The following is a 24190-nucleotide window of genomic DNA, read 5'->3' as shown; positions in this document are numbered from 1 at the left end:
CCGCCCCGTGCCGGATAAAATCGGTATGGCCCCCACCCCACAGACGGGACCCGTGGTTGCCATGGCGTCGATCTCCTTGCCCCCGCCGCGCAACCTGCGGCTGGTGCCCTGGGTGCTGGTGGTCGGCGGCCTGATCTGGAACTTCCTGGCGCCCGCCGACTACTGGGGCGACCCGATGCTGGCGGCCGCCGTGGTGGCGGCCGGCGCGCTGCTGTCGCTCGGGGACACGGTGGCCGTGGGCGCCGCCGTGTTCCTGGGCATCCTCGTGCTCACCGCCAAGGACGGCTCGATCGGCAACGACGACGGCTACCTCGAACTGGCCAACACGCTCTTCACCGTCTCCGTCGGCATCTGGATCAACCGGATCGCCGCCCGCTACGGACGCCAGCTGCGCCGCGTGCAGTCGGTGGCCAGGGCGGCCCAGCTGGCCGTGCTCCCACTGCCGCCCAGCCAGGTGGGGCCGCTCACCGTGGCCACCCGCTACAGCGCGGCCCAGACGGAGGCGCTGATCGGCGGCGACGCCTACGCCGTCCAGGAGACCCCGTTCGGCGTCCGGGTGCTGATCGCGGACGTGCGCGGCAAGGGGTTGAAGGCGGTGGCAGCGGTCTCCGTGCTGCTCGGCGCCTTCCGGGAGGCCGCCCAGCAGGCCCTCGACCTGGTCGCGGTGGCCGACGCCGTGGAGAGCACCCTGATCCGTGAGGCCGAGCGGGCCGACGAGGAGGTGCGGCTCGAAGGGTTCATCACCGCGCTGCTCGCCGAGTTCGACACCGGGCGCGACGAGCTGCGGCTGCTCGACTGCGGCCATCCCGGGCCCTACCTGTTGCCCGCCGGCACCGGACCGGTGCGCCGCCTGGACGCCCGCGACCCCGGCGTGCCGCTCGGCATGGGCGCGCTCGGCGGCCCGCGGCCGGGCCCGGAGAGCTGGCGCTTCGCGGTGGGCGACACCCTGCTGCTGGTCACCGACGGGGTGACCGAGGCCCGCGACGGTGCCGGACGGTTCTACGACCCGGTGCCGCGGCTGGCCGACCTCGGGCGCCGCGGCACGCCGCGCGAGCTGGTGGACGCGCTGGTCCGCGACGTCGAGCGGTGGACCGGCGGTCCCCGGGACGACGACATGGCGATGCTCGCGGTGGTCCGCCGCGTGCCGGACCCTTGCGGCTGAGCGGCTGAGCGGCTGAGCGGCTGAGCGGCTGAGCGGCTGAGCGGCTGAGCGGCCGCGGCGGCCGGCCGCAGACGCGGGGCGGGGCAGGGCCAGGCTGACGGGAGGTGCACGGCGGCGAAGGGGAGCGGCCTCACCGGCCTTGGCTCCGCGACTCGACGAAGGCCTTGAAGTGCCGCAGCCCGTCGAAGGCCTGCCGCTGGGGGAAGCCGAGCTTGTCGCCGACGGTCGCGACCAGCCCGTGCGGTTCGTGGACCAGTTGCAGCATGATTCTGGACCGACCGTTCCCGAGGCGGTGGAAGGTGACCACGCCCGACTGGTGCAACTCGCCCGCCACCGTGGTCCAGGCCAGCCGCTCGCCGGGCGTCCGCTCGGTCACGCGGGCGTCGAACTCCTTCACGCTGCCGCCCACTTTCACCACCCAGTGGGTCAGCTCGGGGGTTTCCCGGTCGAGTTGATCGACCCGCTCGACGCGTTCGACCCGCTCGACGCCGCTGATGAACGCGGGGAACTCCTCGAACCGGCTCCACTGCTGGTAGGCCACCGCCGCCGGGACGTCCACCTCGATCGACTCCGTGAGCTCTGACATCGCTTGACTCCTGCCGTGAGAACCAGGACGGAACTGCCGCCCGCCCGGCGTCTGCCCGCTCGCCCGGCGGCCATGCGTCCGCCGCGCCCCTCCGCCGCGCCTCTCCGGCGGCCTCTCCCGGGGCTCTCGCGGCTCTGCCGCCGACCTCGCGCCCCTCGTACGGGTGAACCTGGGACCCGAACCGAGGGCGCCACCAATCTCCGCCGCCCCGCCGGCCGAACGAGGAGGACCGCGCCCCGCTGCCCCGGGCGCACGACACCGGCGCCGACGCGCCGGGCGGGAGGGTATCGGCCAGTGAACAGGTCGCTGTTGACCGAGGAGTTCGCCACCACGGCGGCCGGCTCGGATGGGATCACGGTGGTGACGAGCTTCAACCACCCGCAACGCGGTGTCGTACGGTGCCCGGCCGCGCCGCTGCTGGCCGCCTGGCTCGTCCGGCGAGGCGCGCGGGTGGTGCTCGCCGCACTGGAGCCGGACGCGGTGACACGGCCGAGCGGGCCGCCGCGGCGAACCGGGGGCGTGCTGGTCGGCAGCAGCTACCGCGACCTCGACGGCAGGGTGGTCGGCCTGGCGGCCGCCGCCGCGGCCGACCAGGACGTGAGCCTGGTGCGGTTGGCCGTCGACACCTGGTCCCAGGTGATCCGCACGCGCCGGGTGCTCGTGCCGCTCGCCCCGCGGGCCTGCGCGGCGGGTGCCCCGGTGCCCCGCCCGCAGCGCGGGGCCGCCGCCGGGTCACCGCCGGTGGCTGCGGCCGGGACCGGATGCCGCGCGGCGGTCGCCGCCTGGGAGTCGGTGCGGGCAGGCCGCGGCCGCGGGGATACCGTGCTGCTGGTTGGAGCCGGAGCCGGAGCCGGAACCGGAACCGACGAACCTTGGGCTGGCGGACCGTCAGGACCGCTGCTCCGTGTGCCGACCGTCGAGCAGGCCCGGCGGCTGGAGGTCGCGGATCCCGCCAGGCTGTCGTACGCGATCCGCCCCTGCTCGGTGATCGAGGACGTCACCGAGGTGCTGCACGTGCTGCGCGCCAGGTTCCCGCTGATCCGGGGGCCGCACCCGGACCAGTGGTGCTACGCCGCCTCGCGGGCCCGCGCCGCCGTCCGGCTGGCGGCGGCGGCCAGCGACCTGGTGCTGCTCCTGGGCGGTGAGGGCGGTGGTGGCGGTGGCGGCGGCGCGGGTGCTGACGACCGGTGCGACCATGACCTGCCGGCGGCCCAGCGGGTTCTGGCGCCGGTAGGGCTGGGTGACCTGGACCCCAAGGAGCTCGGGGCGGCCGCGACGGTCGCCGTCATCGATCGGCTGGAGGGGGCGGTGCGCGGGGTGGGCTGCCCAGCGCTCGGGGTGACCGATCTGATCGAGGTGCTCTCCGGCCTCGGCCCGCTGAGCGTGGTGCACTACCGGGTGCAGGCGGACGTGAGCACCAACATCTACGAGAACGTCCCGGCGGCGGTCACCCGCTGAGGTCGGCGCACCGGCCCGGTCGTCCGGCACCGGCTCCCCGGCGGGGGCGGCCGGGCCCGCAGAAACGGTTGCTCGACGCACAACCGCTGCGAGTGGCCCGACCGGTCCGGCCCGAGTGAGGCTCACCCCTCGATTCGATCCCGTCGCGCCGGCACCCCGGCGCCGCCTGGCTTGGGGGAGCCGCGTGCCACGTCATGTCCCTCCCGTCCCTCCCGTCCCTCCCGTCCCTTCCGCCGCCCCGTCGGCACCCTCCGCACCCTCCGCGCCCTCCGCAACCGAACTGTTCCGTCGGGCACTCGACTCCGCCGCTCCCGCCGCTCAGTTGCGCGCCGCCGTCGCCGCCGTGGCGACCGGCGACGAACCCGCCTTCGAGCGGTTCCACGAGCTCACGGCGGGGCCGGTGCTGGGACTGGCCCTCAAGGTGCTGCGTGACGTCGACCTCGCCCAGGACGTGGCACAGGAGGTGATGACGGAGGTGTGGCGCTCGGCGGCCCGGTACCACCCGGACCGCGGCGAGGTGCTGCCCTGGGTGCTGACGATCACTCACCACCGGGCGGTGGACCGGGTCCGGTCGCTGCACGCCGAGCGGGAGCGGGAGCGGCGGGCCGGCGCCCTGCTCCCCGAGGCGGCACCGGACGACGTGGCCTGGTCGGTCGAGCGCCGCTCGGAGCACGAGCGGTTGCGCGCCTTCCTGGGCGTGCTGAGCCCGATCCAGCGCGAGGCCGTGTCGCTGACCTACTTCCAGGGCCGCACCAGCACGGAGGCCGCCGCGCTGCTGGGCGTACCGGTGGGCACGGTGAAGACCCGGCTGCGGGACGCGATCATCCGCCTGAGGTCCTGCTTCGGGTGCCCGGCACCGGCACCCGGTGGTCGGCCCGCGCGCCGTCAGCCCCGGCCGAAGGTGTCCGGGACCTCGGGTCCGCGTTCGTAGCAGGCCGGGCAGCGGACCATCGAGTAGGTGATCACAGGGCCCTGGATCACGTCCTCGTGGCCGCCCTCGGGGGTCAGCTCGCCGGAGGGCTGACCGCAGCGCAGGCAGCGGCGGGTGGCCTGCGCGCGGCGGAAGCAGGGCAGGCAGTACCAGCGCCGGGGCTCCTCGGCCAGCAGGACCACGGGCTGGGGGCCGCCGCCCAAGTGCGAGCAGTACGCCAGCTCCCCGCGAGCCAGCGCCTCCTGCATGATGGCGGAGGCCTTCCTGAACCACGGCGGCGCCTGGTCGACGGCGATCTTCCGGGGGATGCCCCAGCCCTCCGCCGCGCCGAGCCCGGCCGCGTCCGCCCCGGCAGCCCGGATCTGGTCGTCCAGTGCCACCTGGGCGGGAGTCTTCTTCTCGTCCACGCCCCTGAGGCTACTGAGGCGTCGCGGCGCTGACAGGCGGTTGGACCAATACCCCCCGAACGGGGGGGGGTGCTGCCGGTGCCGGTGCTGCTGCCGGTGCCGTCCCGGCCGCTGCGGCACGAGGACCGCACCGCGGCGCGGCGGCCAGGAGAGGGCGCCGGTTAGGCTGCCCGCATGATCGAACTGGTGATCTTCGACTGCGACGGGGTCCTCATCGACAGCGAGCGTCTGGCTGTCCGGGTGGACGCGGTGGTGCTCGCCGCCCTGGGGTGGCCGATGGGCGAGGAGGAGATCGTCGACCGCTTCGTCGGCCGGTCCCACGCCTCGATGACGGCCGACATCGAGGCCCACCTGGGCCGGCGCCTGCCGCCCGACTGGGACGCTGAGTTCAGGCCGCTCTACGAGGAGGCGTTCGAACGCGAGCTGGCACCGGTCGAGGGCATCGTGGCCGCCCTGGACGCGATCGACCTGCCCACCTGCGTGGCATCGAGCAGCGGCCACGCGCGGCTGCGGAGGACGCTCGGGATGACCGGCCTCCACGAGCGGTTCGCGGGCCGGATCTTCAGCGCGGAGGACGTGGCGCGGGGCAAGCCGGAGCCGGACCTCTTCCTGCACGCGGCGGCGCGACTGGGCGTGGACCCCGGTGCCTGTGTGGTGGTCGAGGACAGTCCGTTCGGCCTCGCGGCGGCCCGGGCGGCGGGCATGCGCTCGTTCGGGTACCACGGTGGCCTGAGCCGCCCGGAGCGGCTGCGCGGTCCTGGCACGGTGCTCCTCGACGACATGCGGGAGCTGCCTCGGCTGCTCGACCGGATGCGCGCTGCCGCGCCGGGCCCGTGGGCAGAGGACGCCGCCGGGGACGCCGCCGAAGCCGCGGGGGAGCCGGTGCCGACCGCCTGATCAGCCGGACCCCCGTGCGGGGGTGGGCCGCCTGGTGCGGCGGGCCACCCTCACACGGGGTCGGGCCGGGTAGGGCCGGCCGGGGCCTCAGCCGCGGTGCGGGGGGACCTGGCGGCGGTGGCCGGGCTCCTGGCGCGGGAAGTGCTGGGTGGCGCCCGGCAGGGTCGGCTTCGGGTTGGTGGCCACCTCCTGCTCCGCCAGCGCGAGTTGGGCGGCGGTGTCGGGCAGCTTCGGCGCCCGGGAGGTGCCGGTGCGGAACTGGAACGCGGAGGTGAGGTCGCCGAAGGTGTCGCGCCGCCAGTCGGTGACGTTGGCGGCGGTCACGCCGGTGAAGCGCTCCAGGAACTGCAGGACCGAGGTGTGGTCGAAGGCCTCGGAGGCCACCCAGCCGCCCACCGTCCACGGCGAGACGATGATGCACGGCACCCGGAAGCCGCCGCCGATCGGCAGGCCCTGGATGAACTCGCCCTCCGTGGCCGGGTTGTGCGGCACCGGGGGTGCCACGTGGTCGAAGAGCCCGTCGTTCTCGTCGTAGTTGAGGATGAAGACGGTCTTCGCCCAGAGCTCCGGGTTGCTGGCGATCGCCTCGATCTTGGAGGCGACGAAGTCGGCCCCGGCGGCCGGCAGGTAGTTCGGGTGCTCGGACTGGTAGCTGGTCGGCAGGATCCAGGAGACGGCCGGCAGGCGGCCGTTGCGCGCGTCGTCCTCGAAGGTGCCGGTCGGCTGGGCGGTCATGCCCTTGTCGTACAGCGGGTCACCCGGCTTGGCGTTCTGGAAGTTGGCGAAGAGCGAGAGGACGTCGGTGCCGTAGTTGTCGGCCTCCTGGTAGACCTTCCAGCTCACCCCGGCCGACTCCAGCTGCTCGGCGTAGGTGGTCCAGGTCAGCGGCTTGGGCGCCGAGTTCTGGATGATCGGGCCGCCCTGGGTGCCCGCGGCGTCGATGCTGCCGGTCATCCAGTAGAGCCGGTTGGGCCAGGTGGGGCCCTGCACCGAGCAGAAGTAGTTGTCGCAGATGGTGAACGACTCGGCCAGCGCGAACTGGAACGGGATGTCGTCGCGGGTGTAGTAGCCCATGACGTAGGGGCCGTTGACGCCGTCCGCCGCGCGGTGGGCGGGCAGCCACTGGTCCATCTTGCCGCCGTTCCAGGCCTGGTGCTGCACCGACCAGGCGTGGCTGGTGGACGGGATCGCCTGGGCGCTGGTGGTGCGGGTGTCCAGGTGGAACGGCAGCAGGTAGCCGTCGGGGTTGACGCTGTCGGGCTGGTAGAAGACCGAGCGGCCGGTGTCCAGGCGCAGCGCGTGCGGGTCGTTGAAGCCGCGCACGCCGGAGAGGGTGCCGAAGTAGTGGTCGAAGGAGCGGTTCTCCTGCATCAGCAGGACCACGTGCTCCACGTCGCGCAGTGAGCCGCGCCGCGGCACGCCGGCCGCCACCGCCTGCTGGACGCTCGGCGGCAGCAGCGTCATCGCCGCCGCGCCGCCTGCCACACCGGCCGCCGCACCGAGCAGCCTGCGTCGGGTCATTCCGGACATGGTTCTCCTGCCTCTCCGTCAGTTCTTCGCTGTGCCGGGGAAGATGGTTCGACCGTTCCGATGAGGACTCTGCCGCACCGGCCCGGCGCCGCGTCGCGGTCATTCGATGAACAGGCCGAGAACGTCCGGTGAGTGGGGCTATCAGTGGGCGGACCACCAGCGTGTTACAACGGCAAGTCCCGTTACCCGCGGCACACCTTGCTGTCGTGTTCCGGTCATGTCAGGTTGTCGACCTGGCATGGTCCCGTCAGCTGACCCTATCGTTGGGTCAGGCCCCGCCGCCGGCACCGCGGAACCGCCCCTCAGGCCGCAGGTCGCCGGGCCGGCCGGAGCTCCGCACCCCCCCTTTCGCGTCCTCCCGCCGGTCATGCGGTCCGTGACCGACTCCCGCGCTCTGCCCGCTGGCCCCCGCATGCCACCGGGTCGCGTGTCCCCCCACCAGAGAAGGAAGAACGCCCGTGTCCAAGAACCTCCGCGGCCGCGTCATCGCCGTCCTGGCGATAGCCGGCGCACTCGGTGCGGCCGCCGTCCCCGCCGCCTCCGCGGCCCCCGCCCAGCAGCACCACCACTACGCGCTGGGCGCGTTGGTCTCCCCGACCGCCGACCACACCCGTACCGCGCTGGCCGTGCACAGCAACGCCGCGCTCCCCGCGAGCGTGGACCTGAGCAACTACATTCCCACCGTGGGCGACCAGGGTCAGGTCGGGTCGTGCGTGGCCTGGGCGATCGACTACTCCGCCTTCACCGTCCTGGAGGGCGAGGAGGGCATCCAGGGCGCCCCGCACGCGCCGATGTACACCTACGCGCAGATCGCCCAGGGCGACGACGAGGGCAGCTACGCCAGCCAGCACTTCTCCATCCTGACCAGCCAGGGCCTGGACACCAAGGCCGACTACTGGCAGGGCGACTTCGACTACACCACCCAGCCCGACGCCAACGAGACAGCCAACGCGGCCAACTGGAAGCTCTCCGGCTACACCGCGCTGAACACCGGCAGCGCGCTGCAGAACGAGGTCAAGAGCGCGCTGGCCCAGGGCGAGCCGGTGGTCTTCGCCTTCGAGGTCTACCAGAGCCTGGAGGACATCAGCGCCACCACGGCCGCCAACTACACCTACTACCCGACCAGTTCGGAGCTGCGCCGGCAGCCGCTGGGCGGCCACGAGGTGGCGATCGTCGGCTACAACAGCCAGGGCGTGAAGATCGCCAACTCGTGGGGCTCCTCGTGGGGCGCCAACGGCTACTTCACCGTGCCGTGGAAGTTCGTCACCAACCAGATCGAGGAGGCCGACGCGGTCGGCTCGATCGTGGCGACCGGGCAGGGCATCCACTGACCTGGTCCACTGACCTGGTCCACTGACCTGGTCCACTTGATCCACCCTGCTCCACCCGCACCCGCACCCGCGCGCCACGGGTGCCGAGCGCCGCGCTGCCCCGGCAGCGCGGCGCTCGCCGCGTTGAAGGACGTGACGCGCTCCGACGTGTCGCCCCGGCCAAGAACGGCCGGCGGGCGAGGATAGGAATGAGGCAGCTGGGCAGTTGAGCAATCGGACGGTCGAGCAGTCGAACAGAGGAGGACACGATCGTGCAGACCCTCGCAGGGCGCCCGAGTCGGCGCGCGGTGTTGGCCTTCGGCGCCGGGACGGTACTGGCCGCCGCCGTGTCCACGGGCGGGCGGGCCTATGCCGCGGGCAACCGGTCTCCAGGCGCGGATTCGATCGCCCGGGCGCTGGCCGACCTTGAGCGGCAGCACGCCGCCCGGCTGGGGGTGTTCGCGCGGAACACGCTCACGGGTAGGAGCGTGGCGTACCGCGCCGACGAGCTCTTCCCGATCTGCTCGGTGCACAAGACGATCACCGCCGCCGCGGTCCTGCGGGACCTCGACCGGGACGGCACGTTCCTCGCCCGGCGGATCCGGTACACCCGCGAGGACGTCACGGCCGCGGGCTACGCCCCGATCACGGGCACGCCCGGGCACCTCGCGAACGGCATGACCGTCGCCGAGTTGTGCGCCGCCGCCATCGACTACAGCGACAACGCCGCCAACAACCTGCTGCTCCGCGAGCTCGGCGGTCCCACCGCGATCACCCGCTTCTGCCGGTCCATCGGCGACGACGTGACGCGGCTCGACCGGTGGGAGCCCGCGCTGAACTCCGCCGAACCGGGACGCCGGACGGACACCACCAGCCCGGCCGCCATCGGGTGGACCCACCGGGAGCTGGTCCTCGGGGACGCCCTCGCTCCGCGGGACCGGCGGCAGTTGACCGAGTGGCTGCTCGCCGACACCACCGGCGCCGCCCGCCTGCGCGCCGGACTGCCCACGGACTGGACCCTCGCGGACAAGACGGGCACCGGTGACTACGGCACCACCAACGACGTCGGCATCGCCTGGACCCCGGACGGGACGCCCGTCGTCCTGTCCGTGCTGGCCACCAAGCAGGACGCCGCCGCGCCGGCGGACGAGCCGCTGATCGCCAGGACCGCCGCACTCCTGGCGGCGGCCCTCACCTGACAGCTCACAACTCGGCCGCCACGGACACGGCCCCTGGCCCCTGGCCCTTGGGCCTGCGAGCTCAGTGGGCCGGCACCGGCGTTGGTGCCGGTGCCAGGGCCGAGCGGTGGTCATCGCCGGCCAGCGGACCGTGCAGCAGTTCGGCGGGGATCCGCAGTAGCGCGGTCAACTCCCCGGCGCGGGGCAGCAGGCGCTCCACGGCCGCGGCGCGCAGCACCGGCAGCGTGCGGGCCTGAGCCGGCGTCAGCACGCCCTCGGTGAGGTACCAGCCGAGGTGGGGCTCCACCTGGGCCAGGCAGTGCAGCCGCTGCAGGTCCTCCAGCAGCGCCGCCTCGTCCTCCGGCTGCTCCGCCCGTGCCTGTGCGGCGAAGGCCTCTGCCGCGAACGCCTGGGCCGCGCTGCGGGCGGCGTGCGCCTCGGCGAGTTCCCGCGCCGGTTCGGCGAGGCCGCGCCAGGCGGCGGGGCGTTCGGTGCCCGCCGCCTCGGCGGCGCGCAGCCGGTCCGTGAGGTCGCGGTGCAGCAGGTGCTCGCGGGCGCGCAGCAGTCCGAGCAGGTCATCGGGGTCGACTCCATCGAACCCGTCGGCTTCGTCGAGTCCGTTGAGTCCGTTGAGTCCGCCGGGTCCGCCGGGTCCGCCGGGTCCTGGAGCGGGGCCGTCGGCCGGGGGCCGGTAGTCGTCGCCGGTGGCCATCGTCCACGCCGCGTCCAGCAGCAGTCGCTGCTCGTCCCCATCGGCGCGGCAGGCGCTGGTGAGCGCCTGGTAGTCGATCAGGCGGTTCTCCGAGAAGAACCCGAGCACGCCGGTGGCTTCGCGGCACTGCTCGACGGCGCGGTCGGCCAGCCGTCCCGCGCTCACCCTCGCCAGGGCCAGGGCGCGCAGGGTGGCGGCACTCGGATCGTCCGCAGTGCCCGGACCGTCCGCGCGGCCGCCGCCCTGGCTGTCGCCGCCGGCGTGAGTGCCCTCGCCTCCGCGGTGAGTGCCGTCGCCCTCACCGCGGTTCGAGGGCAACTGCCAGCAGGCGGCGGTGACCTGGTGCGCCAGTGCGGTGGCCGCCACCGCGTCGGCCAGGGCGCCGAGCAGCAGCCGCCGTCGGTCGGCGGGCAGGTGGCGCTCGGCATGCGGCAGGGCCAGCGCGACGGCGGCCCGGGCGACGGCGGCCAGGCCGGTGCTGTCCGCGCCCCACGCGAATCTGCTCAGGCTCGCGCTGCGGAGGGTGCGTTGGGAGGGTCCGTCCAGCGGTTCGTGGAACCTGCCCTCGGCGTCGATGCCGGCACCGTCGGCGAGCCAGCGGCGGTATGGCACCCGGACCTGGTCGAAGCGGACGGCGGCGTAGTCGAGTGGCAGCAGCGCGGTGGGTGGCCGCCGCTCGATGGTCACCCCGGCGGCGGGGCGTGCCCGGTCGCGCAGGGCGACCAGGAAGAGGAAGGTGCCGCGGTCGGCCCCGGCCGCCGTGAGGCGGGCGCTGACCAGGGTGAGCCGGGACAGGCCGTCCTGGCCCACGGCGGGCGGGTACTTGACCGCCGCGCTGCTCGGGGTGTGCAGCACGAATTCGCGGGTCGCCGGGTCGAAGACGGCCTCGGTGCGGACCTCGCCGCCGGTGCTGTTGCCCTCGCCGTTGCCGCCGCCGCCGTCGCCCTCGCCTCCGCCGAGCTCGGTCAGCAGCGCGCCGCCGATCGAGCGCGTGGTCGCGAGCTCGGCGATGTCCTCCGGCGCCGCGCCGCACGCCAGCGCGGGTCCGATGGTCGCGCAGTGGTGCAGGGCCATCACCCGGAACAGGCGGGGATCGGTGACAGCCGCCAGGTCGAGCAGCGCGCCGAGGTTTTGATGATCAGTCAGCAATGGTTGTTCGGAGGGTAGTTCACTGTTCAGTCGGCGCAGCCCGAGGTAGGGGAGATGGTCCCCGGGTCCGAGTGGCGGCGCGAAGAACGGGTCGGCGAAGAGCGCGACCAGAGCGGGGTCGGGGCGGTTGGTCAACAGCGCTGCTCCTGGGGGCGGGGCCGGCGACGGCCGCGCCTGCCGGAGTGGCCCGGGGCCGCGTACGCGGCGACCCGACTCGGAGATCTGATGATATGTCACATGGACCACGTGCCGTGGTCGTGCCGTGGTCGGGCTGCGGTCGTGCCCTGGTCGGGCGCTGGTCGGGCGCTGGTCGACCGCTGGTCGACCGCTGATCGGGCGCCGGTCCGGCCGCGAACCATGGTACGTTCTCTCCCGTTCCAACGGAATGCGCGAAAAATTCGCTCCTGAATGGTGTTTCGGAGCGGCACCCGTCACCGGGTGTTCCTGCCCCGTCTTCGGGGAGCCAGTGCCTTCCTTCGTGATCGACCTACGAAGGCAGAGGACTGTGCACCGCACGTATCGTGTGATCATCATTGGCGCCGGCCTGGGCGGCCTCGCGCTGGCCCAGGGGCTGCGCCGCCAGGGCTTCCCCGTCGACGTCTACGAGCGCGACGCCCACCCGGGGGCCCGACCGCAGGGCTACCGCATCCAACTCGACGAGCCCGGCCTGACCGGCCTGAGCCGCTGCCTGCCCGCGCCGCTCTGTCAGCTCGCACTGGACACGGCGGGTGCCCCGCCTGCCCGCGTCGTGGTGCGCGACCGGCAGCTCGCGGTGCTCGCCGACCGAGCTGCCACGGGGCCGGACGCCACCGGGCCCGAGGGCAGTAGCAGCGGCAGTAGCAGCGGCCCCGGCACCGGAACCGGCACCGGACCGCGCGCGTTCGACCGGCCCACGCTCCGCCAGATCCTGCTCGCCGGGCTGGAGGACCGGGTGCACCACGGGGCGCGGCTGGTCGACCACAGCCGCGAGCCGGACGGCACCGTCACCGCCCGGTTCGCCGACGGCAGCACCGCCACCGCCGACCTGCTGATCGGCGCCGACGGTGTGGGCTCCGCCGTGCGCCGGCAGCTGCTGCCGCACGCCGGGGTCGAGGACGCGGGCCTTCGCCTGGTGTACGGCCGGATCCCGCTCGACCCGGCCACCCGGGCCCGGATCCCCGAGTGGGCGATGGCGGGCATCTTCACCGTGGTCACCGGCGGCCCCGGCCGCCCCCACCTCGGCGTGGGGCCGGTGGAGCCCGCCACCCGACCCGACCTGGCCGGGCGGGCGCTGCGCCCGCCGGTCGCGCTGGCACCGGTCCAGGACTACCTGGCCTGCCTGGTCGGCGCCCCGGTCGGCCACCCCGGCCTGCCCGACTTCGCCGAGCTGCGGCGGCTGGGCCCGGCGGCCCTGCGGGAGCTGGCCACCGGCCTGTTCGGCCCCGACTGGCACCCGGAGCTGCACGAGCTGCTGCGGCTCTGGGACACCGACTCCCTCTTCCCGCTGCGGATCTCCACCGCTGTCCCCGGCCCGAGCTGGGAGCCGGGGCCGGTCACGTTGATCGGCGACGCCGTCCACGCGATGAGCCCGGTGCTGGCGATGGGCGCCAACACCGCGCTGCGCGACGCCGGCGAACTGCTGCTCGCGCTCACCCGCGCCGCCGGCACCGGGGCGCCGCTGGTGACGGCCGTGCGCGAGTACGAGAGCAGGATGGCCGACTACGCCTTCCCGCTGGTGGCCGCCTCCCGCGAGACCGGCCGCCGCCGGGTCGGCCAGAGCTAGGGGCTCCCTGGACGGGGGGTGCGCTGGTCCACTCGGCCGAGTGAGGTCAGTCGTCCGAGCCCGTGGTCGAGCGTTCCGCCGTCGCAACCCGCCCCGCCGCAGGGGCATTTCCGGTGGTGGCGCGCGCCACCGCCGCCCCGGTGAGCGCGCGCAGCCGGTCGAGGTCGGCCGCGTGGGTGCCGAGCGTGGCCCGCTCGGCACCGGGTTGGGCGGCCGCGACGGCGGCGGCCAGAGCGCTGCTCCGCTGGCAGCCGGCGTCCGTGCGGGCGGTGCGCAACTCGTCCAGTCCGACCGCGCGTACGGCGGCCGGATCCTGGCCCGCCTGCCCCAGCCGGTCGCCGACGAGGGCCGGCGCGTCGGCCAACTCCTTGACCGCCACGCCCGCCCGGCCCATGCAGGCGGCCCAGTCGCGCTGCGCCGCCAGGTAGCGCGGGTCCTGCTGGACCGCCGTCAGCACCTGGTTGGTCAGCACCTGGAAGGTGTTGTGCAGGCGCTGGTAGTCGGGCCCGTACAGCTGGTCCTCGGCGGTGGTCAGGCAGGCGTCCGAGTTGTAGAAGAACGCCTGGCCACCGGGGACCTGCACGGTCACCTGGTGGGCGGCGGTGCCGAGCAGGGCCGTTCTCCAACCGCTGTCGGTGCTCCGGGCCTGGTTCGGGTCTGCGGGCGGCGCGGCGAGCGCGCCACTGGTCAGGCCGTAGCCGTCGGCGCCCGCCTCGGTGGCCGTGAGCAGGCCGTACGGGTTGCGCGGCGGCTTGCTGTCCTGCGTGCTGAGCGGCTCCGGATGGTAGGTGTACCCGCGCCCGAGCATGCAGGCGGCGGTGTCCTGCTCGTACGCCCGGTGCAGCGCGGGGAGGGTCGCGGGGTCGCCGGCGACCACGTTGCCGAACGGGGCGGGCTGGGCCGGGTCGGCGGCGGTGCCGCCGGCGGGAGCGCAGCCGGCAGCACCGAGGCCGACCGCCAGCAGCACCGCGGCGATGCCGTGCGGTCGGGGTCTCATGGCGTGGCCCGACCTAGCACCAGTGGTTGGACTCGATGTGCGGCAGGTTGGAGCCGATCGACTTCCAGCCGGTGCCGCGGTTGAGAGGGTAGGCGGACCCGCCGCGGTTCTTGCCGGTGTAGACCGTGACGTTGCACTGCGTGCCGTTGTTGTAGAGCGAGCCGCCCTGGATGTTGTAGAAGAGGTCGAAGCCGGTCAGGTCGTCGTTGTTCCCGGAGACGTGCTGCGGCGAGCCGCCACCGTAGGAGGCGTCGTAGTAGGCGCAGAGCCATCCGGCGTCGCAGTACGGCGGGGGAGCGGCGGCCTCGGCGGACGGTGCCACGGCGATGCAGGTGGTCACCCCGAGGAGTACGGCGGCGGCCGAGAGGACGCGCTTGAGCATGTCGGTTCCCTTCCCTGGTGAGGAACTCGGGCCGTTCGGTGCGGGCCCGTTCTGAGACGAACCTAGGAGCGCCGGCCCGCGCTGCACATACGGCGGCGGGTTGAAGCGCGGGCAAACCCTGGCATCAGCCGGCCCCCGGCTCCACCTGCGGCGGTAGCCCCGGGGGAGGACCGGTGGCGCTCGGGGGAGCCCCGGGCCGACCTTCTTAGCGGATCCACAGGTTCGCGACAGCCCGCTCTCAGGCGTGCCGCCGAAGGTCGTTCCATGGCTGCACTCCAACCGCCGGCCGCCGCCGGCCGCCCCGAGCTGTCCCGAGCCGACGGCTCACCCGTGCGCGTGCTCGTGGTGGACGACGAGACGTCGCTCGCCGAGCTGCTCTCGATGGCCCTGCGCTACGAGGGCTGGCAGGTGCGCACCGCCGCCGACGGCGCCGGCGCGCTGCGTGCCGCGCGCGACTTCCGTCCGGACGCGGTCGTGCTGGACGTCATGCTGCCCGACTTCGACGGGCTGGAGGTGCTGTACCGGCTGCGCCGGGACGTGCCGGACGTCCCGGTGCTCTTCCTGACCGCCCGGGACTCGGTCGAGGACCGGATCGCCGGCCTGACCGCGGGCGGCGACGACTACGTGACCAAGCCGTTCAGCCTGGAGGAGGTGGTGGCCCGGCTGCGCGGGCTGCTGCGCCGCTCGGGCGCGGCGGCGCTGCGGACCGAGTCGCTGATCGTGGTCGGCGACCTCACCCTGGACGAGGACAGCCACGAGGTGACCCGGGCCGGCCGGCAGATCGAGCTGACCGCAACCGAGTTCGAGCTGCTGCGCTACCTGATGCGCAACCCGCGCCGGGTGCTGAGCAAGGCGCAGATCCTGGACCGGGTGTGGTCCTACGACTTCGGCGGCCAGACCAATGTGGTCGAGCTGTACATCTCCTACCTGCGCCGCAAGATCGACGCGGGACACGCCCCGATGATCCACACCCGCCGGGGCGCGGGCTACCAGATCAAGCCCGCCGAGTCACCCGAGTCACCCGTGTCACCCGTGTCACCCGCGTCACCCGATACGACCGGGTCCCCGTGAGTGCCCGGGTCCCCGTGAGCCCCCGAGCCGCCGTGAGTGCCCGCGGCAGCGTGCGCGTCCGGGGCGCCGCGCGCGTCCGGGGCCTGCGTCGCCGCTGGTCGCTGCGGACCAGACTGCTGGTCTCCTCGATGGCGCTGATCGCCGTGGTCTGCGCGGTGGTCGGCGTGGTGACGGCCGTCGTGCTGCACCGGGACCTCTACCGGCAGCTGGACCACACCCTCAGCGGCGTGACGATGCGCGCGGCCGGGCCGGGCGGCGCGGACGGCTTCCCCGGCCCGCCGAGCGGCGAGCGGGGCGCCGACGGGCGTGACGGCGACCTCGGCTTCGTCCTGGGCCCCGGCCAGCCGCCCGCCACGCTCGGCGCGGTGGTCGACGCGGGTCAGGCGGTCGCGGGCGGCATCAGCGCGGGTGCGAGCAGCCTGGGCATCACCCAGCTCAGCACCGCCCAACTCGCGGCGCTGGACCAGCTCGCGGCCGGTCCACAGGGGGTGCCGCACTCGGTCGACCTGCCCGGCCTCGGCAGCTACCGGATCGCCCTGACGCACAGTCACCAAAGCGGCGACCAGGTGCTGGTGGGCCTGCCGGCGAGTGACCAGCAGGACACCATGGACCGCCTGGTGCTCACCGAGTTCTGCCTCTCGGTCGGCGCGCTGCTGACCGCCGGACTGGTCGCCGTCGTCCTGACCAACTCCGCGCTGCGGCCGCTGCGCCGGGTGGTCGCGACCGCGGCCCGGGTCTCCGAACTGGAGCTGCACCGCGGCGAGGTGATCCTGCGCGAGCGGGTGCCCGAGGCCGACACCGATCAGCGCACCGAGGCCGGGCAGGTCGGCGCGGCGCTCAACCGGCTTCTCGGGCACGTCGGTTCGGCGCTGGAGGCGCGGCACGCCAGTGAGACCCAGGTGCGCCAGTTCGTGGCGGACGCCAGCCACGAGCTGCGCACGCCGCTGGCCTCGATCCGCGGCTACGCCGAACTCACCCGGCGCGGACGCGAGGAGATCGGCCCGGACACCCGGCACGCGCTGGGGCGGATCGAGTCCGAGGCGTCCCGGATGACCACGCTGGTCGAGGACCTGCTGCTGCTGGCCCGGCTCGACGCCGGCCGGCCGCTCTCGCTGGCCCCGCTCGACCTCTCGCCGCTGGTGGTGGACTGCGTCAGCGACGCCCGGGCGGCGGGCCCCGAACACCGCTGGCGCCTGGAGCTGCCCGACGACCCGGTGCAGGTGCGCGGCGACCGGGCCCGGCTGCACCAGGTGCTGGTCAACCTGCTCGGCAACGCGCGCCACCACACCCCGCCCGGCACCACGGTCACCGCCCGGGCCCGGCAGCAGGACGGGCGGGTGCTGCTGGAGGTCGCCGACGACGGACCGGGCATCCCACCCGAGGTGCGCCCGCACATCTTCGACCGCTTCGCGCGCGGCGACTCCTCGCGATCGCGGCACGCGGGCAGCACCGGCCTGGGGCTGGCGATCGTCCACGCGGTGGTGGCGGCGCACGGCGGCGAGGTGCGGGTGGCCAGCGGGCCCGGCCGGACGGTGGTCACGGTGGCGCTGCCCGCCACCGCCTGATCCCGGGCCGCCGCGCCGTCCCCGGGCGCCGTCCCCACGCGGCGACCCCGGGCCGCGTCCACAGCTGATCCACATCCGTGCCACACCGGTGGAACAGCCCCGGCGCGCAGGGTCATAGGCATGAGTACTCCGCCGCCCCCGCCGGTCGCCGCCCCGACCCGCCGCCCCGGTGCGACCCCTGACACCCCGTCCGCCGGGCCGGCCGCACCCCGGGTGCTCCCGGAGCTGCCGGAGCTCCCCGCGCCGCCGACCCGGGAGCGTCCGCCGGCCCGGGAACACCTGCCGACCCGGGAGCAGTTGCCGACCCGGGAGCACCTGCCGGCCGACCGCACCCGCACGGTCCTCGACATCGTCGTCCCGGTCCACAACGAGGAGGAGGACCTGGCCCCGTGCGTGCGCCGCCTGCACGCGCACCTCACCGAGACCTTCCCCTACGGCTTCCGGATCACCATCGCGGACAACGCCAGCACCGACCGCACGCCGCTCGTCGCCCGCGAGCTGGCCGGCGAGTTCCCCCGGGTGCGCGCGGTGCGGCTGGAGCGCAAGGGGCGCGGCCGGGCGCTGAACGCCGTCTGGTCGGCCTCGGACGCGCCGGTGCTGGCCTACCTGGACGTGGACCTCTCCACCGACCTGAACGCGCTGCTCCCGCTGGTCGCCCCGCTGATCTCGGGCCACTCCGACCTGGCGATCGGCTCCCGGCTCGCCCGCTCCGCGCGGGTGGTGCGCGGGCCCAAGCGCGAGTTCATCTCCCGGGCCTACAACCTGATCCTGCGCGGTGCCCTGGCGGCCGGTTTCTCCGACGCCCAGTGCGGGTTCAAGGCGATCCGCGCCGAGGTGGCCCACCGGCTGCTGCCCCTGGTCGAGGACGGCGGCTGGTTCTTCGACACCGAGCTGCTGGTCCTCGCCGAGCGCGCGGGCCTGCGGGTCCACGAGGTGCCGGTGGACTGGGTGGACGACCCCGACTCCAGCGTACGGATCGTCAGGACCGCCACCGACGACCTCAAGGGCGTCTGGCGGATCGGCCGGGCCCTGGCCACCGGCGCGCTGCCGCTGGACGCGCTGCGCCGCCCGTCCGGCGACGATCCGCGGGACCGGCCGGCGGCCGGCGGCGCCCGCCCGGCGGCGGTGCGCCAGCTGGCCGCGTTCGCGGTCATCGGCGGCCTGAGCACCCTGCTCTACCTGGGCCTCTACGCGGCTCTCCGGCTGGGCACCGGCCCGCAGGCGGCCAACGCGCTCGCGCTGCTGCCGGCCACCCTCGCCAACACGGCCGCCAACCGCCGGCTGACCTTCAAGGTGCGCGGCCGGGCCGGGGCGGTGCGCCACCAGGCCCAGGGGCTGGCGGTGTTCGCCGTCGGCCTGGCGCTGACCTCCGGGGCGCTGGCGGGGCTGCACGCGGTCGGCGGCGATTCCTCGCACCAGGTCGAACTGCTGGTGCTCATCGGGGCCAACCTGGCCGCGACCGTGCTGCGCTTCGTGCTGCTGCGCGGCTGGGTCTTCGCCGCGCGGCGCTCCTCGGACTGAGGGCCGGCAAGCCCGCCCGGGCGCGGGACCGGCCCCTCGCCCGCTGCCGGCCCCTCGCCCGCTACCAGTCGCTCGCCCCCTGCGCCGCGATCGGGCGGACGTCGGCGGCCTTCACGAAGGCCAGCCGGTGGTTGAAGCGGATCGCGTAGTACTTCTCCTGACCGACCACCAGCGTCCGGTCGTTCGGCGCGTCGCCGTTGATGTTCTGGTCGTAGTAGAACTGCGCCGGCTGCGGCGCGTCGTCCACCGAGACGTAGGCCTGCCCGGCCGGGATGGTCGCGGTGAGCGGCACCACCGCGATCGGGGAGATCGCCGGGTACGGGGCGTAGGCCGCCGCCTCGGGGTAGGCCCGTCCGTAGACCGGGACGCTCGCGGCGCCCGGCCGCGGGGTCACCAACTGCTGCGGGTGGTCGCCCTGGCGGTCCGTCCTGGCGGTGCTGCCGCCGGGATCGGCGAACCAGGCCTCCTTGCCGCCGTACCAGATCGCCGTCCAGTCGCCGCGCTGGTCGGCGACCACGTACCGCACGCCGGTGACCGCCTTGTCGGTCCAGTCCGAGGCGTCGGTGCCGCCGCCGTTCAGCAGCGGGGCATCGGCGGCCGGGCCGGTGCGCAGGTAGACGAAGTTCTCCGGCCGGGCCGCCACGCCCGCCACGGCGGGTTCGTTGTCGGCGGTGAACGGCGGCGCGATGGTGACCGTCTCGCCGGGCAGCGGCGGCCGGTCGAGGCCGGGATCGATCGGCGCGTGCAGCAGCTCCAGGTAGTGCGCCCAGTCCCAGAATGTGCCCGGGTCCCAGTGCATCCCGCTGATCGCCTGCTGGGTCGGCCCGGGGACCTCGTCGTGCCCGAAGACGTGCTCGCGGTCCAGCGGGATGCCGAACCGGGCGGCGAGGTAGCGCACCAGCTCGGCCGAGGACTGGTACAGCTGCTCGGAGTACCAGGTCGGCTTGGTCTTCGGCAGCGCGAAGCCTTCGTGCTCGATGCCGATGCTGTGCATGTTGATGGTCTTGTTGGCCGCGTGCCAGGCGATGTCGCGGGTCGGCACCAGCTGGGTGACGTGCCCGTCGCCGGCCCGCACCAGATAGTGCGCGCTGGCCTGGTCCGCCGGGTCCTGGAAGGCGGAGACGGCCGACTGGTAGTCGCCCTCGGTGTCGTGGATCACCACGTAGCGGATCTGCTCACCGTCCTGCGGCCGGTCGGCCTTGCTGTAGTTGCCGAAGGACGTCGGGTCGTGCGGGTCGGTCAGCGCGTAGGCGGCGGGTGTGACGTCGCAGCCCAGCTCCGGCGGGCACTCGGCGGGGGCGGGGGCGGCGGCCGTCGGGTCGCTCGCCCCGTCGCCCGTTGCCGCGCCGCCACCGGGCGCCGCCCCGGTTTCAGGCGCCGGCCCCGTGTCGGGCCCCGCGCCCGGCGTCGGCCCCTCCAGCCGCAGCCCGGGCTCGGCCGGCAGCACCACCCGCTGGCCCTCCGGTGTGGTGCGCGCGGCGCCGGTGCGGATCGTCCGGTACACCCGCTCGGCGAAGACCCGCCCGGCCGTCTCGGCCCGCGTGCCCGTCACGCCGGCCTGCCCGTAGCGGGCGACCGCGCGGTACCAGCCGGCCGACCCGCCGTCGGTCGGTGCCCCGAGGGCCTTCTGGTACGAGGTCAGCAGCGCCGCCGCGCCGCGGATGTTCTGAGCGCTCTCCTCGCGCAACTCCTCGGGCCGGCGGTGGATCAGCCGGGCCGCCTCGTCCAGGGTGTGGGTCGGCGGGGTGTCGGCGTCGGTCAGGCCGAACACGCCGTAGTTGCCCGTGGTGCTGGGCCTGCCCTGGTGGGACTCCCAGCGGCTCTCCTGGTAGGCCAGCGCCAGCAGCACGCTCCGCGGAACGCCGAACTCGGTCGCGGCGGCGGCGAACTGCCGCTGCAGCGCGGCGGGTCCGCTGTCGGGCGGGGTGGCCTGGGCCGCGGCGGGGCCGGTGAGGGCGGCGCCGCAGCCGAGCGCCAGGGTGAGGAGGGCAGCTGGGAATCGAGGCACGGCACCGTTCTACCGGCCGGAACCGGCGCGCTCCGGGAGGCCACGCTGAGCCGCCGGGCTGAGCCGCCGCGCTGGGCGGCCACACGAGTGGCCGCCGCCCGTGCGGTCGGTTCAGGCCCCGAGTCGGTTCAGGCCCCGAGTCGGTTCAGGCCCCGAGTCGGTTCAGGCCCCGAGCCGGTTCAGACCTCGACCCGGCGTACGGTCGTCGGCGAGCGCAGGTCCTGCTGACCGGTGGTGGCCATCATCCGGATCTCGCCCTGGTCGCTGATCTCGGCCCGGACGGCTCCGCTCCCGTCGGCGTAGACCGGATGGCCGCCCGGGCCCTTCGTCCCGACCGGCCGGACCCGGACGACGTCCTCGTGCTCGTGCCCGGCGATCACGCGGACGAAGACCAGCTCGTACGCGGCTTCAGCCATCGGACACCTCCTGGTCGGCGGGGGCCCGCACGGACCCCTGCCTCCACGGTACCCACCGCCGCGCCGCGCGGCGTGCGGCCCGTCAGCCCACCTGGGCCGCGGCGGTCATCTCCCACATCAGCAGCTCCGCGCCGGCCGGGCCGCCGGTGATCCGCTGGCCCTCGGCGCCGGTGATCCGCACCGCGTCACCGGTCGCCAGCTCGCCGGCACCCTCCAGTTCGGCGCTGCCGCGGGCGACGAACAGGTGGGTGAAGGGGGCGGTGGCCAGCTGCAGGGTCTCCGCCGGGCGGATCCGGGCGGCGTGCAGCGCGGCGTGCCGCTGCCGGATGGCGATGGCCCGCCGGTCGGCGTCCCGGTCCATGCCGGAGGCGAGGGTCACCCAGCCGCCGCGCGCGAGCTCGTCGTTGACGTCGAGCTGCTCGTAGCCCGGCTGGATCCCGGCCTCGTCGGGGATCGTCCACATCTGGAGGAAGTGGACCGGATCGCGGTGCTCGGGGTCGCCGGTCAGCGTCCAGGAGTCGTTCTTCTCGCTGTGCAGGATGCCGCTGCCCGCGCTCATCCGCTGGGCCAGGCCCGGGTAGATGATGCCGTTGTGGCCCTCGGAGTCCTGGTGCACCAAGGCGCCGTCGAGCACCCAGGTGACGATCTCCATGTCGCGGTGGGGGTGGGTGTCGAAGCCGGTGCCGGGTGCGACGATGTCGTCGTTGCTCACCAGCAGCAGCCCGAAGTGGGTGTTGGCGGGGTCCCAGTGCCGGGAGAAGGAGAAGGAGTGGTGGGAGTCGAGCCAGCCCGCCCGGGTGTGGAAGCGTTCGCCGGCGCGGCGGACGTCGAGGATGGAAGCCATCGGAGTTCTCCTTTGCTAGATGTTAAATCTTCAACAATCACCGCCTTGAGCTATTCCCGACCGGCCGCTGCCGGCTGGCCCGGGCGGAGGCGGCGTGATGGCCGGTGACCCGATGGCCGGTGACCCGATAGCCGATCGGCCGGCAGCCGCTGAGCCCGGGGCCATCGAGTCCGGGCCCTTCCGGAGCGGCCGCCTGACCATGCTGCCGCTGGCCGTCGAGCACGCGGAGGAGATGGCCGCCGCGCTCGCCGACCCGGGGTTGCACGCCTTCATCGGCGGCGCCCCCGACGGCCCCGAGGTGCTGCGCGCCCGCTACGCCCGCTGGGCCGCCGGCTCGCCGGATCCCGCCGTCTCCTGGTGCAACTGGGCCGTCCGGCTACGTGACCAGGCCTGCCTGGTCGGCACGGTGCAGGCGACCATCACTCAGGGTGACCGCGGCCCCTGCGCGGAGATCGCCTGGGTCATCGGCACCCCTTGGCAGCGGCGCGGCATCGCCACCGAGGCGGCCCGCGCCCTGGTCGGCCGGCTCGGGGAGCGAGCGGTGCGCACGGTCATCGCCCACATCCATCCTGACCACGAGGCCTCCGCCGCCGTGGCCCGTGCCGCTGGACTCACCCCCACCGACCGGTGGCAGGACGGCGAGGTCCGCTGGCGCCTGGACCTCGACTGACCCTGGCCCCTGCCCCCCTCCCGGCCCCCGCCTCTCAGTCCTTGGTCGTCCGGCTCGCGGTCGCCGGTTCGTGGTGGCGCTGGTAGTGGCGGGCGGCCCGGGCGCGGTTGCTGCAGGAGGGCTTGCAGAACTCCTGCCGGCCGTGCCCCTTGAGGAAGTAGCGCACGCAGCGCGGCGCGGTGCAGGCGCGCAACTGTTCGCGGCGCGGCCCGGCCAGGAAGTCGATGGCGGAGCGGGCGAGCGCGGCGGTCAACGCGTCGAGCGGGTCCCGGGTCGCGCCGGGTGCGACCAGTTGCCGCAGCGGCGGCCCGTCGGCGGGCCAGGTCAGCCGCGGACTCACCGGGACGCGGCGGGCGGCCGCGTTGAGGCGCTCCAGCGCGTCGGCCACGGAGATCAGCCGCTGGGCGTCGGCGGGGCTCGGCGGCGCTGGGCTGACGGCGTGCGCGAAGAGCGCCCGGACGGCCTCGCGCACCGCCACGACGGCCGCCCTGTCCGTCTCCCCGGCGGTGAAGCCAGTGGTGGAGCCGGTGGTGAAGCGAGTGGTGGAGTCGGTGGTGGAGCCGGCTGTGTGGGGCGTTGTGCCGACCGCTCCGGCCAGCAGCTCGGCGCGCTCGCTCAACCATCGCGTCAGGCCCGGCGCGTCGGACAGGTCGTCCGCCACACCGCCGTCGCCGTCATGGCGGATGGTGCTCGCGAGTTCGAGCGCGAGGCACCGATCCATCGTCTCCGTGTCGTCCATGGGCTCCATCCGATCATGGTCCGCCGTTGCGGATCCACTTGATCAAGTGCTGGTGCGCAGTCTACCGTCTCTAACGCATCGACAAAGTTTTAGCGTTAGACGCAGAGGTGGCCGGGTACTGCCCGGTCGGACTCCACACGGAAAAGGTGAGCATGCTCCTCCTGGCACACATCAGCGATCTCCACCTCGACGGCACCGCGCGTGCGGCCGAGCGGGCCACCCGCGTCATGGACCACCTCCGGGCGCTGCCCCGGCTCCCCGACGCCCTGCTGGTCACCGGTGACATCGCCGACCACGGGGATCCGGCCGAGTACGAGCAGGCCGCTGAGATCCTCAGCGCGCCCTTCCCGGTGCTGACCTGCCCGGGCAACCACGACGTGCGCGCGGCCTACCGCACGGCCCTGCTGCGCCGCCCGGCCGCCGACGGGCCGGTCAACAGCCTCCACCGGATCGGCGGCACCGCGATCCTGATGGCCGACTCGACCATCCCGGACCGCCATGACGGCCTGCTCGCGCCCGAGACCCTCGCCTGGATCTCCACCAGCCTCGATGAGCTGGGCCCCGACACCCCGGCCCTGCTCGCGTTCCACCACCCGCCGGTCCTCCTGCACCACCCGCTGCCCGACTCGATCAGGCTCGGGCAGACCGAGGGGCTCGCCGAGGTGCTGGACGCGTACCCGCAGGTCCTCGCGCTGCTCACCGGCCACGCCCACACCGGCGCCGTGGGCGAGTTCGCCGGCCGGCCCGTGCGGGTGGCCCCCGGCACGGTGTGGACCCTGGGCCTGCCCTGGCAGGGCGAGCGGATCGCCGACCTGGACGCCCCGCCCGGACTGGCCTTCCACGTCGTCGAGGACGGGCGGATCGTCACGCACTTCCGCGTCGTGGCCTGACGGCC

The 24190-nt window shown here is 74.4% G+C and carries 22 protein-coding genes; 12 read left to right on the top strand and 10 right to left on the bottom strand.

All coding sequences use genetic code 11. The features are described from left to right. Positions 1-61: 61 nt before the first annotated feature. Positions 62-1162, top strand: coding sequence for a PP2C family protein-serine/threonine phosphatase (locus tag OG455_RS01095; RefSeq protein ID WP_266289153.1), 1101 nt, complete (start codon positions 62-64; stop codon positions 1160-1162). A gap of 130 nt (positions 1163-1292) precedes the next feature. Here OG455_RS01095 and OG455_RS01090 read toward each other — a convergent pair whose 3' ends face one another. Then, positions 1293-1748, bottom strand: a complete 456-nt coding sequence (locus OG455_RS01090) for an SRPBCC family protein (RefSeq protein ID WP_266289151.1) — start codon at positions 1746-1748, stop codon at positions 1293-1295. 294 nt (positions 1749-2042) lie between these two features. Here OG455_RS01090 and OG455_RS01085 point away from each other — a divergent pair, with 294 nt between their 5' ends. Together OG455_RS01085 and OG455_RS01080 are read left to right on the top strand one after the other, a co-directional pair. After that, the gene (locus OG455_RS01085; protein WP_266289149.1) at positions 2043-3206 is read left to right on the top strand and encodes a hypothetical protein; all 1164 of its coding nucleotides are present in this window, start codon (positions 2043-2045) and stop codon (positions 3204-3206) included. A 322-nt stretch (positions 3207-3528) separates the two neighbouring features. After that, positions 3529-4137: a sigma-70 family RNA polymerase sigma factor gene (locus OG455_RS01080; protein ID WP_266289147.1), complete on the top strand. Its 609-nt coding sequence runs from the start codon at positions 3529-3531 to the stop codon at positions 4135-4137. On the opposite strand, the gene OG455_RS01075 is transcribed toward OG455_RS01080, so the two are convergent. Next, positions 4092-4544 carry a hypothetical protein gene (locus OG455_RS01075; protein ID WP_266289145.1) on the bottom strand — a complete coding sequence of 151 codons (453 nt, stop codon included), beginning with the start codon at positions 4542-4544 and terminating at the stop codon, positions 4092-4094. The genes OG455_RS01080 and OG455_RS01075 overlap by 46 nt on opposite strands. A gap of 174 nt (positions 4545-4718) precedes the next feature. Here OG455_RS01075 and OG455_RS01070 point away from each other — a divergent pair, with 174 nt between their 5' ends. Continuing rightward, complete coding sequence (locus tag OG455_RS01070) at positions 4719-5441, top strand: HAD family phosphatase (protein WP_266289143.1); 723 nt, start codon at positions 4719-4721, stop codon at positions 5439-5441. An 87-nt stretch (positions 5442-5528) separates the two neighbouring features. On the opposite strand, the gene OG455_RS01065 is transcribed toward OG455_RS01070, so the two are convergent. Continuing rightward, positions 5529-6971, bottom strand: a complete 1443-nt coding sequence (locus OG455_RS01065) for an alkaline phosphatase family protein (RefSeq protein WP_266289141.1) — start codon at positions 6969-6971, stop codon at positions 5529-5531. A gap of 458 nt (positions 6972-7429) precedes the next feature. Here OG455_RS01065 and OG455_RS01060 point away from each other — a divergent pair, with 458 nt between their 5' ends. Both OG455_RS01060 and bla read left to right on the top strand, forming a co-directional pair. Further along, entirely contained in the window at positions 7430-8302 is an 873-nt protein-coding gene (locus tag OG455_RS01060) for a C1 family peptidase (protein ID WP_266289139.1), read from the top strand. A 251-nt stretch (positions 8303-8553) separates the two neighbouring features. After that, positions 8554-9480 (top strand): class A beta-lactamase, encoded by a 927-nt coding sequence (bla, locus tag OG455_RS01055; RefSeq protein WP_266289137.1) that lies wholly within the window; start codon positions 8554-8556, stop codon positions 9478-9480. Positions 9481-9541: 61 nt separating this feature from the next. Here the strand turns inward: bla and OG455_RS01050 are convergent, their stop codons facing one another. Continuing rightward, positions 9542-11455, bottom strand: coding sequence for an acyl-CoA dehydrogenase (locus OG455_RS01050; protein WP_266289135.1), 1914 nt, complete (start codon positions 11453-11455; stop codon positions 9542-9544). Between the two features lie 388 nt (positions 11456-11843). Here OG455_RS01050 and OG455_RS01045 point away from each other — a divergent pair, with 388 nt between their 5' ends. Then, on the top strand, positions 11844-13082 hold the full coding sequence (locus OG455_RS01045; protein WP_266289133.1) for an NAD(P)/FAD-dependent oxidoreductase: 1239 nt from the start codon (positions 11844-11846) through the stop codon (positions 13080-13082). 46 nt (positions 13083-13128) lie between these two features. Here OG455_RS01045 and OG455_RS01040 read toward each other — a convergent pair whose 3' ends face one another. Next, positions 13129-14079 (bottom strand): hypothetical protein, encoded by a 951-nt coding sequence (locus OG455_RS01040; RefSeq protein ID WP_266289131.1) that lies wholly within the window; start codon positions 14077-14079, stop codon positions 13129-13131. A 13-nt stretch (positions 14080-14092) separates the two neighbouring features. Beyond that, positions 14093-14461, bottom strand: coding sequence for a peptidase inhibitor family I36 protein (locus tag OG455_RS01035; RefSeq protein WP_266289129.1), 369 nt, complete (start codon positions 14459-14461; stop codon positions 14093-14095). 264 nt (positions 14462-14725) lie between these two features. Between OG455_RS01035 and OG455_RS01030 the strand changes: the two genes are divergently transcribed. The 3 genes from OG455_RS01030 to OG455_RS01020 all read left to right on the top strand — a co-directional run bounded on the left by OG455_RS01030 (position 14726) and on the right by OG455_RS01020 (position 18618). Then, the gene (locus tag OG455_RS01030; protein ID WP_323185374.1) at positions 14726-15532 is read left to right on the top strand and encodes a response regulator transcription factor; all 807 of its coding nucleotides are present in this window, start codon (positions 14726-14728) and stop codon (positions 15530-15532) included. An 83-nt stretch (positions 15533-15615) separates the two neighbouring features. Next, positions 15616-17097: a HAMP domain-containing sensor histidine kinase gene (locus tag OG455_RS01025; protein ID WP_323185632.1), complete on the top strand. Its 1482-nt coding sequence runs from the start codon at positions 15616-15618 to the stop codon at positions 17095-17097. Between the two features lie 120 nt (positions 17098-17217). Then, on the top strand, positions 17218-18618 hold the full coding sequence (locus tag OG455_RS01020) for a bifunctional glycosyltransferase family 2/GtrA family protein (RefSeq protein ID WP_266289127.1): 1401 nt from the start codon (positions 17218-17220) through the stop codon (positions 18616-18618). A gap of 61 nt (positions 18619-18679) precedes the next feature. On the opposite strand, the gene OG455_RS01015 is transcribed toward OG455_RS01020, so the two are convergent. From OG455_RS01015 to OG455_RS01005, 3 genes are all read right to left on the bottom strand, one after another. After that, positions 18680-20626: an N-acetylmuramoyl-L-alanine amidase gene (locus OG455_RS01015; protein ID WP_266289125.1), complete on the bottom strand. Its 1947-nt coding sequence runs from the start codon at positions 20624-20626 to the stop codon at positions 18680-18682. Positions 20627-20805: 179 nt separating this feature from the next. After that, positions 20806-21042, bottom strand: a complete 237-nt coding sequence (locus OG455_RS01010; protein WP_266289123.1) for a DUF6296 family protein — start codon at positions 21040-21042, stop codon at positions 20806-20808. Between the two features lie 82 nt (positions 21043-21124). Then, entirely contained in the window at positions 21125-21886 is a 762-nt protein-coding gene (locus OG455_RS01005; RefSeq protein WP_266289121.1) for a pirin-like bicupin family protein, read from the bottom strand. 199 nt (positions 21887-22085) lie between these two features. Here OG455_RS01005 and OG455_RS01000 point away from each other — a divergent pair, with 199 nt between their 5' ends. Beyond that, entirely contained in the window at positions 22086-22556 is a 471-nt protein-coding gene (locus OG455_RS01000) for a GNAT family N-acetyltransferase (protein ID WP_266300617.1), read from the top strand. 34 nt (positions 22557-22590) lie between these two features. Here OG455_RS01000 and OG455_RS00995 read toward each other — a convergent pair whose 3' ends face one another. After that, on the bottom strand, positions 22591-23277 hold the full coding sequence (locus tag OG455_RS00995) for an ABATE domain-containing protein (RefSeq protein ID WP_266300616.1): 687 nt from the start codon (positions 23275-23277) through the stop codon (positions 22591-22593). Positions 23278-23447: 170 nt separating this feature from the next. Between OG455_RS00995 and OG455_RS00990 the strand changes: the two genes are divergently transcribed. Further along, positions 23448-24185, top strand: a complete 738-nt coding sequence (locus tag OG455_RS00990) for a metallophosphoesterase (RefSeq protein WP_266300615.1) — start codon at positions 23448-23450, stop codon at positions 24183-24185. Positions 24186-24190 lie beyond the last annotated feature (5 nt).

Source organism: Kitasatospora sp. NBC_01287, from assembly GCF_026340565.1.
Classification (GTDB): Bacteria; Actinomycetota; Actinomycetes; order Streptomycetales; family Streptomycetaceae; genus Kitasatospora.
Note: the sequence above shows the minus strand (reverse complement) of the source record. Positions and strands in the feature narration are given on the sequence as shown.